This is a genomic window from Pseudomonas sp. m6p (assembly GCF_055760375.1).
This window is the reverse complement of sequence record NZ_CM147084.1, coordinates 3,242,698-3,257,296: the sequence shown is the minus strand read 5'-3', so window position 1 is coordinate 3,257,296 and position 14,599 is coordinate 3,242,698. Positions and strand designations below refer to the sequence as shown.

Here is a 14,599-nt window from a genome sequence, read left to right as displayed (position 1 = left end):
AAAACCGGTGCAACGCAAGTCGCACCGGTTTTTTTGTAGCCAGCGAGCAGTGGATGTCGTGGATCCGTCCGCCGCCTGTATTGCTCCTCTGGGTTAACCGCGTTCCAGCGCCAGCGCCACACCCTGGCCGCCGCCGATGCACAAGGTCGCCAGACCTTTTTTCGCATCACGCTTGAGCATCTCGTGCAGCAAAGTCACCAGCACCCGGCAGCCCGACGCACCGATCGGGTGACCGAGGGCGATGGCGCCGCCATTGACGTTGACCTTGTCCAGATCCCATTGCAGATCCTTGGCCACCGCCAGCGATTGTGCGGCGAAGGCTTCGTTGGCTTCGATCAGGTCCAGTTGGCCGATGTTCCAGCCTGCCTTGTCCAGGCAGCGACGGGTGGCCGAGACCGGACCGATGCCCATGATCGCCGGGTCCACGCCCGCATTGGCGTAAGCAGCAATTTTTGCCAGTACCGGAAGGCCCAGAGCCTTGGCTTTCTCGGCGCTCATCATGATGACGGCGGCGGCGCCGTCGTTCAGCGAAGAGGCGTTGCCGGCGGTGACGCTGCCGTCCTTCTTGAACGCCGGACGCAGTTTCGCCAGGGATTCGGCGGTGGTGTCGCCGCGTGGTTGTTCGTCGACCTTGAACGCGACCGGATCACCTTTGCGCTGCGGGATCAGAATCGGGGTGATTTCATCGACGAAACGCCCGGCTTCGATGGCTGCGGCGGCCTTGCGCTGCGAAGCGGCGGCGAAGGCGTCCTGCTGCTCGCGGCTGATCTCATATTTATCGACCAGATTCTCGGCGGTAATGCCCATGTGGTAATCGTTGAACGCATCCCACAGGCCGTCGCTGATCATGGTGTCGACGATTTGCGCGTGACCCATGCGCAGACCGGTGCGAGCACCCGGCATCACGTAGTTGGACAGGCTCATGTTCTCCTGACCGCCAGCGATGATCACCTCGGCATCGCCGCAACGGATCGCCTGCGCGCCCAGGTGCAGGGCTTTCAGGCCCGAGCCGCAAACCTTGTTCAGGGTCATGGCCGGCACGGCATGGGGCAGGCCAGCCTTGATCGCCGCCTGACGCGCCGGGTTCTGCCCAGCGCCGGCGGTCAGCACCTGGCCCATGATCACTTCATCGACCTGCGCACCGTCCAGACCGGTCTGTTCGAGCAGTTGGCGGATCACCGCAGCGCCCAGATCCACTGCGGACACGCTGGCCAGAGACCCTTGGAAACTGCCGATCGCGGTGCGGGTGGCGGCAACAATTACGACGTCTTGCATTTTCGAATTCCTCACTGGGCAGCGAACTGCATTTCCGGTACGTGATCCGGGACGATCAGTTTACCAGCGGTTTTGGCGACGATTTCTTCGACGCTGACGCCAGGTGCGCGTTCCTTGAGGACAAAAGCGCCATTTTCGATTTCCAGGTAGGCGAGGTCGGTCAGTACGCGCTTGATGCAGCCGGCGCCGGTCAGCGGCAGGCTGCATTTGCTCAGCAGTTTGGATTCACCGTCCTTGGAGGCGTGGGTCATGATCACGATGATGTTGTCGGCGCCAGCCACCAGATCCATCGCGCCGCCCATGCCCTTGACCAGTTTGCCGGGAATCATCCACGAGGCGATGTTGCCTTCAACGTCGACTTCGAACGCGCCCAGCACGGTCAGGTCGACATGCCCGCCGCGAATCATCGCGAAGGATTCGGCGGAGTTGAAGATCGATGCGCCGATGCGCGCGGTGACGGTCTGTTTGCCGGCGTTGATCATGTCGGCATCGATGGTGTCTTCAGTCGGAAACGGGCCCATGCCGAGCAGGCCGTTTTCCGATTGCAGCATGACTTCCATGCCTTCGGGAATGTAGTTGGCGACCAGGGTCGGAATGCCGATACCGAGGTTCACGTAGTAGCCGTCCTGCATTTCGCGGGCGACGCGCTGAGCCATTTGTTCGCGGGTAAGTGCCATGTTTTTATTCTCCGTCAGCCTGAATTATTTGCGGATGGTGCGCTGTTCGATGCGCTTTTCGAACGTGCCGCAAATGACCCGGTCGACGTAGATGCCGGGGGTGTGGATCTGCGACGGATCCAGTTCGCCGGGCTCGACGATTTCTTCGACTTCGACCACGGTGATCTTGCCGGCGGTGGCCGCCAGCGGGTTGAAGTTCTGCGCGGTGTGACGGTAGATGACGTTACCGAAATGGTCGGCTTTCCAGCCTTTGACGATGGCGAAGTCGCCGGTGATGGACTCTTCCATCAGGTACTTGCGCCCGTTGAATTCACGCACTTCCTTGCCTTCGGCGACCGGGGTGCCGACGCCGGTGGCGGTGAAGAAGGCCGGGATACCGGCGCCGCCTGCGCGCATTTTCTCGGCGAGGGTGCCTTGCGGGGTCAGGATGACTTCAATGTCGCCCTTGAGCAGTTGCTCTTCGAACAGTTTGTTTTCGCCGACGTAGGAGGCAATCACTTTGCTGATCTGGCGGTCGGTCAGCAGCACACCGAGGCCGAAACCGTCGACGCCGCAGTTGTTGGAAACCACGGTGAGGTCGCGGGTGCCCTTGCGCTTGATCTCGGCGATCAGGTTTTCCGGAATGCCGCACAGGCCGAAGCCGCCGGCGATCACGGTCATGCCATCTTCAAGACCGGCCAGAGCTTCCTCGTAGGAACTCACGCGCTTGTCGAAACCTGCCATATGCACCTCTTTTATTGTTTGTCGGGCGGCTGGCTAGCCGAATGACTGGAGTGTCGCGCTGGAGGATATATTTGTTAAGTTGATTTTTAAGGTTGATTAATAGATAAAACTCAATAATCTTGACTGTTACCTGTAGGAACTGCCGCAGGCTGCGATCTTTTGATGTTGTTTTTTAGGATCAAGATCAAAAGATCGCAGCCTGCGGCAGCTCCTACAGTGGGTACGGTGTTTATCCGGCAATATCGCTAACAGGGCGTTATCCAGTATGACCATCAAACAGATCCGCGCCTTCCTCGCCGTGGCCCAGAGCCTGAGTTTCGCCGTGGCCTGCGAGCGTCTGCACCTGTCGCAATCGGCGCTGAGCCTGACCATCAAGGCGCTGGAGGAGGGGCTGGGCGGGCGGCTGTTCAGCCGCAACACGCGCAATGTGGCGCTGACCGCCGAGGGCGAATCGCTGCTGCCGCTGGCTCGGCGCCTGATCGCCGATTGGGACAACGCCGAAGACGAAATGCGCCAGCGTTTCAGCCTGCAACGCGGGCGGGTGACGCTGGCGGCGATGCCGTCGTTTGCCGGCAACCTGTTGCCGCCGATCCTCAAGACGTTTCGCGCGCGCTATCCGAACGTCAATGTCACGGTCAACGACGTGATCAACGAACAAGTGCTGGAAATGGTGCGCGACCGCCACGTGGAACTGGGTGTCGCGTTCGAGCCGATGCAGAACACCTCGCTGACGTTCACCCCGTTGTACATGGACCGCTTTGTCGCGGTGGTGCCGCAAGATTCAGCGCTGGCCAGGCTTGGCGAAATCGACTGGCAGACCTTGCTGCAGGAACCGTTCATCACCCTGCAACGGCCGTCGACAGTGCGGGTGATGCTCGAAGAACACTTGCTGGCGCGGGGCATGAAGCTGCCGGTGGAGTTCGAAAGCCATCAACTGGCAACCGTCGGGCGCATGGTCGCCAGTGGGCTGGGAGTGAGTGCAGTGCCGGCGTTGTGTGCCGAGCAGATGCTCGAACTGGGCGCGCATTGCCTGACCTTGAATGATTCGGTGGAGCGAGCGATTGGCGTGCTGACCGAGCCAGGCAATGAACTGTCGGCGGCGGCGCAGGCACTGTTCGACATCCTCAAAGCCGAACACTGAACCCTGAACTGAGATCCCATCTCTGTGGAGCTGCCGAAGGCTGCGATCTTTTGACGTTGTTTTTTAGAAGCAAGATCAAAAGATCGCAGCCTTCGGCAGCTCCTACAAAAAAAGTGCGGATTCAGGTAGATAAGTGTTGCGCCAGCAACGGCAGCAGTTGTTCGCATGACGCCTCGATCTTCAGATCCAACAGATCATCGGCGCGAGTCTTGCCCAGATTGATCGCCAGCAACGGCTTGCCGCGATCGGCGATCACCCGGCACAGACGGAACGCCGAATACGCCATCAGCGACGAACCCACCACCAGCAAACCCTCGGCTTTTTCCGCTGCGGCCATGGCCCGCGCCGCCGTCGGCTGCGCCACGTTCTCGCCAAAGAACACCACGTCCGGCTTCATCCGCTCCCCGTCGCAATACGGGCATTGCGGCGTCTGAAAGCGCGCCTCGAAGGCCGGATCGAGCAGGGTATCGCCGTCCGGCGCCTGCACCGCATCGACCCCGGCCAGATATGGATTCTGCTCGACCATGCGTTGCTGAATCTCATCGCGCGCGCTGCGTTGGCCGCAATCCAGGCACAGCACCCGGTGCAGGCTGCCGTGCAGTTCGATCACATCCGGACTGCCGGCCTGATCATGCAGGGTGTCGACGTTCTGCGTGATCAAGGCGCTGATCCGTCCCTGGCGCTGCAAATCCGCCAGTGCTGTATGCGCGGCGTTGGGTTGCGCCTGGCGCACCCGGGGCCAGCCGAGCATGGCCCGCGCCCAATAGCGGCGACGGGATTCGGGGGCAGCAAGAAATTCCTGATACATCATCGGCTGCCGGCCCCGGCGCACACCTTTGCTATCGCGGTAATCCGGAATGCCCGATGGCGTGCTGATGCCGGCGCCGGTCAGCACCAGAAAATCGCCATCGGCCATGGCCTGGCACAGGGTGTTGAAGTGTTCGCGGATCGGGCTGTCGAGCATGCTCAGCACTCCGGGGAGGACGGTGCTCGCAGGTTAGCATTAACCGTGTGGCGAGGGAGCTTGCTCCCGCTGGACTGCGCAGCAGGCCTGTTTAGTGCTTGCTTTGCAATCCGACGGGAGCAAGCTCCCTCGCCACAGGTGACAGCGGTGGTTTATTTGCGCGCCTCCAGAATCAGGTTGAACGGCGTCTGCGTCGCCCGGCGAAAATGCTTGAACCCAGCCTCGGCAAACACCTTGCGCAAGCGCATTTCACCCGCCTGCGCACCGAGCCCCAGGCCGACTTCCTGGGACAGCGAATTCGGTGTGCAGATAAAGGTCGAGGCCGCGTAAAACAGGCGTCCGACCGGGTTGATATTGTCGTCCAGCGTATCGTTGGCAAATGGCTCGACCAACAGCACCGTGCCGTCGTCCTTCAATGATTCGAACGCATGCCGCGCAGCGCCGACCGGGTCGCCCATGTCGTGCAAGCAGTCGAAATAGCAGATCAGGTCATATTCGTCACCGGGGTAGCTCTTGGCGGTGTTCTGGAAGAACTTCGCCCGACTGCTGACGCCGCCTTCTTCCGCGCGCTGAGTGGCGACGGTGATCGACGGTGCGTGATAGTCGAAACCGACGAAGCGCGAGTTGGGAAACGCCTGGGCCATGATCACCGTCGAGGCACCGTGGCCGCAGCCGATGTCGGCGACCTTGGCGCCGTCTTCGAGCTTGGCCACCACGCCGTCCAGCGCCGGCAGCCATTCCGCGATCAGGTGCCCCTTATAGCCGGGGCGGAAGAAGCGCTCGGTACCGCTGAACATGCACGGATGGTGATCGCCCCAGGGCAGGGCGCCGTTGCCACGCATGGCTTTGACCAGTTTGTCCTTGTCGTGGAAAAACGAGGCCACCACGCCGAGTCCGCCGGCGACGTACACCGGTGAGTCTTCGACGGCGAGTGCCAGTGCCTGTTCTTCCGGCAGACGGAACTGACCATCGTGATGTTCCATGTAGCCAGACGCGGCGTGCGCGCTGAGCCATTCGCGCACCAGTCGGGGATTGCAGGTGGTTTTTTCGGCGAGGGCTTGCGGGGTGATCGGCTGACTGTCGGCCATTGCCCGGTACAGCCCGAGTTCTTCGCCAACGATGACGTTCGCCAACATTGCGGCGCCGCCCATGTCGTTGACCAGTTTGCCCATGAATGCGTTGAGTCGGGCCTCGTCCATCACATGTGCTCCTGAAACAGGATCACAGTCCGGCGGTGTTGAAGGTCGAGGCATACACCACCGGGCGGTGGTCGTGGATGCGGGCAGGGCGAGACGATGCGTCCTGCAGCCCCCTCGACTGGGTAATAAATCAGTCTAGCCGGGCTGCGGCAACCTGCAGGCTTTGTGAACCTGCAAAGACAGTGCGGTTTTATCACTGTGGGAAGAATACAGTCGGCGGCTCGGCGTTGTTGCGGCGGTTTCATGAGGACTCCGTGCTCGCCAGCTTCCTGTGAGTCATGCGACAGGCAGCCAGGACGGTGGGCAGGGATGCTGACGATAGAAATTGCGCAAGTGCGTCATATCGCGCGCGAATCCAGCGTTCAGCCAATGGCGATATTGCGCCTGCGCCGGTATTTGCAAGGCCGGTTTGCGCAGGCAATCCACCACGGCTTGCGCGGCCTGCATACCGCTCATCAACGCCTTCAGCACGCCGTGGGAGGACGCCGGGTCGAGCCGGTTGGCCGCATCGCCGACCAGAAAATAGCCGGCACCGGCGGCGGTCGTGGTGATGCGCCAGGTCACATCGGCGCCTCGTATCGGCCCCACGGCCGGGAATGCATGCAGCGCCAAGGGAAGGCTCGCCGATCGACCGTTGTTTTCGAATGTCAGGCGCGTCCAGTGCAGCAACTGGGGCTCAACCTGGGCGATCCAGGTCCACCCGTCAGGATCGGCCAGCAAATGCGCGGCCGTTGCATAGGTCGCGCTGTGGCCCTGCAGGTAGCCGTAACGCGCCACCAGCGGCGGTGAACAGTGGCGCACCGGCAAACCGAGTTGGCGACCGAGCCAGCAGCCAGCGCCGCTGGCGTCGATCAGGCAGGTCGCGTAGAAGCAGCCGCTGTCGGTTTCCACGCCGATTACTCGGTTGCTTTGGGTCAGTACCCGTCGTGCCCGGCAGGGTTGATTGACCTCTACACCCAACGCGGCGGCACTCGATAGCAACGCCGCATCCAGTTGTGCTCGTTCCAGATGAAAACCCTGCCAGGCGCCGCGATCATCGGCACCAAAACCATTGAAGCGCGGTGCGCCGTCCCAGTGTACCCAGTGGCCGTCGAAGCGCCGGGCCGTGCGGCCACACAGTTGCTCGGCAACCCCCAGTTGCTGCAGCAGCGGTTCGATGCCCGGATGCAGGCTTTCCCCGGGGCGAAAGCGCGGGAACGCCTGCCGTTCAAGCAAGGCCACACGCAGCCCGTGTCGGGCGCAACTGATCGCGGTTGCACTGCCCGCAGGCCCGGCGCCGATGATCACGACGTCAAATGGCTTCATCGGCTACCTGCCATGGCAGGGTGTCGCGTTTGATCAGGATTGCATCCGCGCTGAGCAGCAGAATCACCCGCTCTTCGACTTCAACGTGGCGTAACCTGAAATCACTTTCAGCAACTTTCACGGCACCGCGCCTGTACAGCAAAAAGCGCTGCACCCAGCCGTCGAGAACCCGCCCTGACTCTTCCTGCGCGGTTTCAAGTTCGGCATTCGGTCGCTGCAACTCTACGAACGACAGCAGCGGCCAGGCATTGCGCAGAGGCTTGTCGCTGGCGGCGCCGAGCACGCGGTACACGCGATACATCGAGCGCACGCGTTGCTGATACGCGGCTTGCGCGGTGTGGCCGGTCAGGCTCAGGGAAAACCGGCCATCGAGGGCCACCTGTGTGTAATCGGCATGGGCGTACGCGTGGTATTGGACAATCAGGCGCTCGTCTTCAGTGATGAGTTGCGGGGCGCGCTGATTATCCCAGGCCACGCCGCCCATGCCGATTTCCTCATCGGTCAGGGGAATGATGCTGTGCAGCGTCGAGCGCGGTTCGAAGACCCGTGCCGAATCCGGCGCGACCCCGGGCCAGAAAGAACCTAGCGCGGCGCAGATCTTGGCATCCTCGGGAAACGGGCTGGCCATCTGATAACCGGCGAGGACGTTGATCCATTCGTCGTCCGCCGTGCGCTGGCGAACCCAGCCGACCTCCCAGCCAGGCCCGAACACACCGGCGGCGCCGTCGGGCAACGAGGTGGGCCGCGAGGGTGACGTTTGTGCGCCGGTGGATTGCGGCGGGCCGAGCTAATCGACGAGGCCGACTATCGCGCTCACCCCGCGGTCAGCCGGGGAGAACAATTGACCCTGCAAGTCCAGGTTGGCGCAGTAGCGTACGTTAGAGAGTGCTTCCAGTCGGGCGTGCCAGACGCCGGCACCTGGTAGCGTCGGTTCATTGCGGAGCCAGTGCAACAGCCGGCGTTGAGTGCATAACGGGTAGAAATCCGGAGGGCCAATCAGTGAATAGGCGGCTACCGTCGGCAAGCAGTTTTCCAGCATCCGGCAGCGTGGCAACACCCAGCCATCGGCGGTGCCGTCCTGATAATGCAAGGCGCGATAACCGCCCTGACGAACCAACTCGTCGACACCTTCGTGGTCGTTCAGATCTTCGATGCTGCCATCCGCCTCGACCCGGTGACGTCCGTGCACCATGCCGCCGGTGTTGGCCGGCAGCACAAAGGACAACGGTTTGCCCTGGTACTCGACAGGCGCGACCAGCCGGGCTCTGGTTTCCGGCACCAGCAGACCCGGCCCGAGATCCACAGCCGACGCCCAATGCGCAAGATTGTCCGTCACGACGAAGGGCGGCTGGCTGATCAGCGGTTCCTGCCAACCGGTGCCACTGTGGCGCAAATGAATATGTCGCAGTTTTTCGTTGATCTGGTGGTTGTCCAGCGTCAGCGTCAGGTTCAGCCCCTCCAGGCACTGCGAACCATTGAACAACTTGTGCAGGGGCACCCAGAAATCCAGCCCGGGGTCGAGATCCACCTGGAAATCCATCGGCCCGAAGCGTTCGGCATCGCCCTTGAGTTGCACGGCAATGTAGGCGCTGTAGCGTACCGGCATCACCCGGATGCCGTGCGGGTCATCGTCGACAAAGGGCAGGAAACTGCGCCGCATCGCGTCATAGCGCGCGGGGGCGGTGCCGACGCGGGCGATACCGGTACGCGAGAAGCACAGGTCGGCATGCCGGCCATGCACGGTGTCGGCGGCGCAACGATATTCACTGGCGAACGCGACCACCGCCAACGGCGCGCCCCGGGCTTTGTGGCGCAGGCTGTCGAGCGTGGGCGGGATGACGCTGTAGACATAGTCGAGCACTGTCTCGATCTCGGCGGCGGTGGGAAACAGTTGCAATGTTTGCCCGTTCTCATCGCAGAGCACATCGGGCGAGGCCAGCGCGTGATACAGCAGGCTGTGCGCCGGCACGCCGGCTTCGATCGCGCGGCTGCCGGCCACTGTGAAATCGGCAAACCCCGGTATCGAGCGGTCGATGTTCAGCGGCTTTTGCAGTTCGGCAGCGAACGGTTCACCGAGCAGATCCAGGCCGTGGGCGAGCATCAGCGAATGCCAGCCGCCGGGGGCAAGGCGCGTACACACGTGGCTGACGGATTCGAGCAGAGTCATGTGGCGCCCCGACAGGTTGGACCAATCGCCATGGAACCGCATCCCGACGCTGATTCACCACTGTCAGATCTGACAGTGGTGACCAGTGGTCGCTAACGCGATACGGACAACATAACGATAAGTGCGACAACCCGGCGGCGCAGTCAGTGGATTGCGATAAAGGTGCAGGCATGGTGCAACAATGTGCACCTTACCGTCAGTTACCTGTCGGCAGCGATTGAACAGTGGCCGTTGAACGGCTCAGGCCTGCAGCGGCAGCTTCAGCACGGCACACAGCCCACCGCCCTCGCGATTGCTCAGGGTCAGCGAACCCCCGAGGGCCATGGCCAGTTGCTGGGCGATCGCCAGTCCCAGACCAGTACCGCCGGTATCACGATTACGCGAGTTTTCCACGCGATAGAACGGTTGCAGCACGTGCGCCAGTTCGGCGTCGGCGATGCCCGGGCCGCGATCCATGACGGTGATTGCGAGGCTATCCTTGTGGGCTTCGACCCAGACTTCGGCGGCACCGGCGAATTTCAACGCGTTGTCGGTCAGGTTCACCAGCACCCGCCGCAGGGCCTGGGGGCGGGTATCGATCACCGCCGCGCTCTTGCCGATCAGGCGTACATCCTTGCCCATGTCCTGGTAATCGAACACCAGGCTGTCGAGGAAGGCATCGAGGTCGGTGCGCCGGCTTTCTTCGGTCGAACCATGGATGCTGCGGGCGTAGGCCACGCCTTCGCGGACCAAGTGCTCCATTTCGCCGAGGTCGTTCCACAGTTTGTCTTTTTCCACTGAGTCGTCCATGAACTCGGCACGCAGCTTCATGCGGGTGATCGGGGTTTGCAGGTCATGTGAAATCGCCGCCAGCAGTTGCATGCGCTCCTTCAGATACGCGGCGATGCGCTTCTGCATCGCGTTGAAGGCCCGCGCGGCGTGGGCCACTTCGATCGGGCCTTGCTCGTCGAGCATCACGGGATGGGCGTTGGGGTCGAGGGTTTCCACGGCGTTGGCGAGGCGGGCGAGGGGGCGGATGGCGATGCGCACCGCCAGCCAGGTGCAGGCGATCAGCAACGCCAGTTGTCCGAGCAAGACCCCCGGCAGCCACGGCGACAAGGGCGGCATGGCTGGACGCACATCAATCGTCACCGGGCTGCCGTCGCTGAGTCTGACATGGGCCTGAAAGTGTTTTTGCTCCCCGGCAAACCGGGTGAAGCTCAGCGGGCGTGTACCGCCGAGCGCGGCGCTGATCGAGGTCACGGCCACCGGCACCTCGTCGGCGTCGGGGTCGAGCGGCGCACCGGATTCGCCGACACTCAACAGATAGTCGTAGTTGCTGCGGGACAGTTGCTTGAGCCAGGCGGGCCGTTCCTGCGCGGGCAAACGGTCGAGGATGGCGATCGACGTCGAGACGTCGTTTCGCATATTGCCCAGCATGGTGCTTCGGGCACTCTGGAAACGCTCGTAGTACTGCGCGCCAAACGACAATGCCTGAGCGAGGATCAGCCCGACCAGAAAGATCAGCGACAAGCGTGACGCCAGCGTACGCGGCCACTGCAGCCTGAAACTCATGCCGAAGCCCCGGAAACTTCCACCGGCAGCGAGAACACATAACCCTCGCTGCGCACGGTCTTGATGTAAGCCGGTTCGCGCGCATCGTCGAGCAGACGCTGGCGCAGGCGGCTGACCAGCAGATCGATGGAACGATCAAACAGATCGGCCTCGCGCCCCTGGGTCAGGTTGAGCAACTGATCGCGGCTGAGCACCCGTTGCGGGTGATCGAGGAACACCCGCAGCAAGCGGTATTCGGCGCCGCTGAGCGCGACCAGCGTGCCGTCCTGGTCCAGTAGATGTCGGGCCGAGGTATCCAGCTGCCAACGGCCGAAACCCAACAGACGACCGCTTTCGGTGACCACCAGGTTCGGCGGCAGCATCCGCGTGCGCCGCAGCACGGCGTTGATCCGCGCCAGCAGTTCGCGGGCAGCGAACGGTTTGGTCAGGTAATCATCAGCGCCCATTTCCAGGCCGATGATGCGGTCGGTTTCATCGTTGCGCGCGGTGAGCATCAGCACCGGCGTGGCCTTGTGCTTGCCCACGCGCAACTCGCGGCACACCTGCAGACCATCGTCGCCGGGCATCATGATGTCGAGCACGATCAGGTCGACGGTGTTGGCTTCGAGAAAACTGCGCATCTGTCGGCCATCGGCAACCACGGTGGTGCGCAGGCCGTTCTTTTTCAGGTAATTGCCAACCAGCTCGCGGATTTCGCGGTCGTCGTCGACGATGAGAATGTGATCGACATGTTCCATCGGTGCAGAACCTCTAATCAAAGGGCAATGCCATGCAGTCTATCGAGCCTGCGCCGGCTTGCCTGCCGGGGTTTGTATTGCAGTGTATCTGGCGCCATGACGGATACAGATACACGCAAAAACGCGATTTTTTCAGGGTTTTGTATCGCTGTGTATCTCCGGGTGGCGCAGATACACAACGCGTCATAACGGGCATTTCCAGACACAGACGTGATACCTCAAGCGCCTCAAATAGGCTCCATCGAGGCGCATCCAGCTTGCCTCGGCTCAACCCACCCACGCCTTGAGGTAACCGCCATGACCCGCACATCCGTGATCGCCGCCTGCCTGTTCGCCGCCCTGAACATCTGCACCCTGTCGGCCCGTGCCGAAGCCGATATCACCCCGCACACCTACACCTACGGCACGCACCTGGACGTGCAGAAAGTGCTGTCGATGACCCAGGACACCTCTGTGACCTGCGGCATTGTCGATGCGCGCATGACCTACCTCGATTCGGCAGGCAAAACCCAAGTGCTGGATTACCGTAAATTCGCCGATGGCTGCAACAACGAAAATTGAGTGCTCCTCGCCATCCCGAGTAATCCCGACAGTGTTTCGAAGGCTTTACAAAAAACCGCCATTCATCGGCCCAGCCCTTGTTTTACGTGCTCTTCGGACGATTGGCACGGACGCCATCGACCCTCGGCGCGATAGTGAACAGGCAGGGCCACTGCCGACCCTGTCCTTGATAAAAAGAACGCGAGGTTGCCATGCCGAAATTCGTGATTGAACGCGAGATTCCAGGGGCCGGAAAGCTGTCGGAGCAAGCACTCAAAGCCGTGTCGCAAACCTCCTGCCAAGTGTTGCGTGAACTCGGGCCGCAAGTGCAGTGGCTGCAGAGTTATGTCACGGCCGACAAAATCTACTGCGTTTACATCGCCCCTGACGAGGAGCAGGTACGCGAGCACGCCAGGCTGGGCGGCTTCCCGGCCAACAGCGTGGCACGGGTCATGACGGTCATTGACCCGACCACGGCTGAATGAAGTTCTCCAACCTGCTGCGGAGCACGATTGATGAGTACGCCCATTGATCTGACGGGTCTGAAGGAGCGCCAGAAAGTCGCCTGGGCCAGCGGCGATTACGCGGTGATCGGCACCACCTTGCAGATCGTCGGCGAAAACCTCGCCGAGGCTTGCGACCTGCGCTGCGATGAAGAGGTGCTGGATGTCGCCGCCGGCAACGGCAATGCGACCCTGGCGGCAGCGCGGCGTGGCTGCCAGGTGACCTCGACCGACTATGTCGCGGCGCTGCTCGAACGTGGGCAGGATCGGGCACGAGCCGAGCATCTGGAGGTGATTTTTCAGGTCGCCGATGCCGAAGCGTTGCCGTTCGCTGACGAGAGTTACGACGCGGTGTTGTCGACCTTCGGCGTGATGTTTGCCCCGGATCAGGCGACTGCGGCGGCGGAACTGGCGCGGGTCTGCCGGCGTGGCGGGCGCATCGGTCTGGCGAACTGGACGCCGGAAGGTTTCGTCGGCCAGATGTTCAAGGTTCTCGGCCGTCACGTGCCGCCGCCCGCCGTGGCGCAGCCACCGTCAAACTGGGGCACCGAAGCGTGGTTGCACAGCCATTTCGATGAACGTGCATTTCTGCTGCAGGTCACCCGCCGCACGTTCAACTTCCGTTATCGCTCGGCAGCGCATTTCATCGACATCTTCCGTCACTGGTACGGGCCGGTGCACAAGGCTTTCGCGGCATTGCCGCCGGAAAGCGGTCAGGCGCTGGAGAGTGATCTGGCGGACTTGCTCAACCGCTCGAATCGGGCGGGAGCCGGTTCGCTGGTGGTGCCGAGCGAGTACCTGGAGGTGGTGATCACCAAACGCTGAGACATCAATGAAACCCCTGTAGGAGCTGCCGAAGGCTCGGGCCGCGTTCGGACGATCTTTTGATCTTGTTTTTAAAACCAAAGCCAAAAGATCGCAGCCTTCGGCAGCTCCTACAGGGCAGGTTTATTTCAAATGTGCCCCATCAACCCACTCCAGCGCCGTGCGCCAGATGCAGATCCCCAGAAAGTACGCCGACATCAGCAGCCACAACCCCATCACCAGCGGATTGATCACCGGGTGATTGAGCACCAGTGACAGGCTGCACAACAGCCAGATTGCCGTGACCGCGATGTTGATCGGCATGAACCGGCGCACACGGAACGGGTGCAGGAACTTCATGCGGGTGACGGTCAGCAGCGCCAGGCCAATGATGGTCAGGAAAGTGATCCACGGTCCCGGGCCAATGATGTACAGGCACAGGGCAACCACGTTCCACGCGGCGGGGAAACCGACGAAATAGTTGTCCTTGCTTTTCATGTTTACGTTGCAGAAGCAGAACAGCGACGACACCAGAATCAGCGACACACTCAGCAGCAGGGTGTAGTCGGGCAGGGGGATGTAGCGGTAGATGAACAGCGCCGGGATGAACACGTAGGTCAGGTAGTCGATCACCAGATCGAGGATCGAACCGTCAAAACTCGGCAGCACCGATTGCACATTGACCTTGCGCGCCAGCGCCCCGTCGAGACCGTCGACGATCAATGCCACGCCCAGCCACATCAGGCAATGGGTCGGCTGGTTCTCCAGCAGGGCGAGGGTCGCCAGAAAGGCAGTGACCACGCCGGTCGCGGTAAAACCATGGGCGCCCCATGCTTTGAGCCTGGCGATGTGTACGGTCGATATCACAGGGGCGTTCTCCAGAAAAATGAAGCAAGCCGGGTATCACCCTTGAGCAAAGGGCGCCGGCAAACCGGGTCGGGGTTGCAGCTATCGACCGGTTTGGCCGGGATAAGGTTCACCACCGTTGAATCTTAGCTGGCCGCTCGAAA

The 14,599-nt window shown here is 61.9% G+C and carries 15 protein-coding genes; 4 read left to right on the top strand and 11 right to left on the bottom strand.

Annotation, left to right across the window (positions count from 1 at the left end; translation table 11 throughout):
- Positions 1-93: 93 nt before the first annotated feature.
- From ACYZUM_RS14720 to ACYZUM_RS14710, 3 genes are read right to left on the bottom strand one after another with little or no spacing between them, the layout of a single operon-like run.
- Complete coding sequence (locus ACYZUM_RS14720) at positions 94-1,275, bottom strand: acetyl-CoA C-acetyltransferase (protein WP_108183097.1); 1,182 nt, start codon at positions 1,273-1,275, stop codon at positions 94-96.
- Positions 1,276-1,286: 11 nt separating this feature from the next.
- Positions 1,287-1,952: a CoA transferase subunit B gene (locus tag ACYZUM_RS14715; protein ID WP_041073534.1), complete on the bottom strand. Its 666-nt coding sequence runs from the start codon at positions 1,950-1,952 to the stop codon at positions 1,287-1,289.
- Positions 1,953-1,976: 24 nt separating this feature from the next.
- On the bottom strand, positions 1,977-2,675 hold the full coding sequence (locus ACYZUM_RS14710; protein ID WP_003226174.1) for a CoA transferase subunit A: 699 nt from the start codon (positions 2,673-2,675) through the stop codon (positions 1,977-1,979).
- 265 nt (positions 2,676-2,940) lie between these two features.
- On the opposite strand from ACYZUM_RS14710, the gene ACYZUM_RS14705 reads away from it, so the two are divergent.
- On the top strand, positions 2,941-3,816 hold the full coding sequence (locus tag ACYZUM_RS14705) for a LysR family transcriptional regulator (protein WP_047293426.1): 876 nt from the start codon (positions 2,941-2,943) through the stop codon (positions 3,814-3,816).
- Between the two features lie 121 nt (positions 3,817-3,937).
- Here the strand turns inward: ACYZUM_RS14705 and ACYZUM_RS14700 are convergent, their stop codons facing one another.
- The 7 genes from ACYZUM_RS14700 to ACYZUM_RS14670 all read right to left on the bottom strand — a co-directional run bounded on the left by ACYZUM_RS14700 (position 3,938) and on the right by ACYZUM_RS14670 (position 11,742).
- Positions 3,938-4,780 carry an NAD-dependent protein deacetylase gene (locus ACYZUM_RS14700; RefSeq protein ID WP_108183096.1) on the bottom strand — a complete coding sequence of 281 codons (843 nt, stop codon included), beginning with the start codon at positions 4,778-4,780 and terminating at the stop codon, positions 3,938-3,940.
- A gap of 152 nt (positions 4,781-4,932) precedes the next feature.
- Positions 4,933-5,979, bottom strand: a complete 1,047-nt coding sequence (locus ACYZUM_RS14695) for a class I SAM-dependent methyltransferase (RefSeq protein WP_108183095.1) — start codon at positions 5,977-5,979, stop codon at positions 4,933-4,935.
- 276 nt (positions 5,980-6,255) lie between these two features.
- Positions 6,256-7,284 (bottom strand): NAD(P)/FAD-dependent oxidoreductase, encoded by a 1,029-nt coding sequence (locus tag ACYZUM_RS14690; protein WP_108183094.1) that lies wholly within the window; start codon positions 7,282-7,284, stop codon positions 6,256-6,258.
- Positions 7,271-8,017 (bottom strand): hypothetical protein, encoded by a 747-nt coding sequence (locus tag ACYZUM_RS14685; RefSeq protein ID WP_473061346.1) that lies wholly within the window; start codon positions 8,015-8,017, stop codon positions 7,271-7,273. The genes ACYZUM_RS14690 and ACYZUM_RS14685 overlap by 14 nt, the downstream gene beginning before the upstream one ends.
- A gap of 54 nt (positions 8,018-8,071) precedes the next feature.
- On the bottom strand, positions 8,072-9,451 hold the full coding sequence (locus tag ACYZUM_RS14680; protein WP_473061345.1) for a hypothetical protein: 1,380 nt from the start codon (positions 9,449-9,451) through the stop codon (positions 8,072-8,074).
- A 240-nt stretch (positions 9,452-9,691) separates the two neighbouring features.
- Positions 9,692-11,005: an ATP-binding protein gene (locus ACYZUM_RS14675; protein ID WP_108183093.1), complete on the bottom strand. Its 1,314-nt coding sequence runs from the start codon at positions 11,003-11,005 to the stop codon at positions 9,692-9,694.
- A complete protein-coding gene (locus tag ACYZUM_RS14670) occupies positions 11,002-11,742 on the bottom strand; it encodes a response regulator (RefSeq protein WP_108183092.1) in 741 nt (246 codons plus the stop codon). Before ACYZUM_RS14670 ends, ACYZUM_RS14675 begins: the two co-directional genes overlap by 4 nt.
- A gap of 297 nt (positions 11,743-12,039) precedes the next feature.
- Between ACYZUM_RS14670 and ACYZUM_RS14665 the strand changes: the two genes are divergently transcribed.
- The 3 genes from ACYZUM_RS14665 to ACYZUM_RS14655 all read left to right on the top strand — a co-directional run bounded on the left by ACYZUM_RS14665 (position 12,040) and on the right by ACYZUM_RS14655 (position 13,610).
- Positions 12,040-12,303, top strand: coding sequence for a DUF2790 domain-containing protein (locus tag ACYZUM_RS14665; RefSeq protein WP_041073518.1), 264 nt, complete (start codon positions 12,040-12,042; stop codon positions 12,301-12,303).
- 191 nt (positions 12,304-12,494) lie between these two features.
- Positions 12,495-12,767 carry a DUF4242 domain-containing protein gene (locus ACYZUM_RS14660; RefSeq protein WP_041073516.1) on the top strand — a complete coding sequence of 91 codons (273 nt, stop codon included), beginning with the start codon at positions 12,495-12,497 and terminating at the stop codon, positions 12,765-12,767.
- Positions 12,768-12,797: 30 nt separating this feature from the next.
- Positions 12,798-13,610 (top strand): class I SAM-dependent methyltransferase, encoded by an 813-nt coding sequence (locus ACYZUM_RS14655; protein ID WP_108183091.1) that lies wholly within the window; start codon positions 12,798-12,800, stop codon positions 13,608-13,610.
- Positions 13,611-13,733: 123 nt separating this feature from the next.
- Here the strand turns inward: ACYZUM_RS14655 and pcsA are convergent, their stop codons facing one another.
- Positions 13,734-14,456 (bottom strand): phosphatidylcholine synthase, encoded by a 723-nt coding sequence (pcsA, locus tag ACYZUM_RS14650; protein ID WP_041073513.1) that lies wholly within the window; start codon positions 14,454-14,456, stop codon positions 13,734-13,736.
- Between the last annotated feature and the right edge of the window lie 143 nt (positions 14,457-14,599).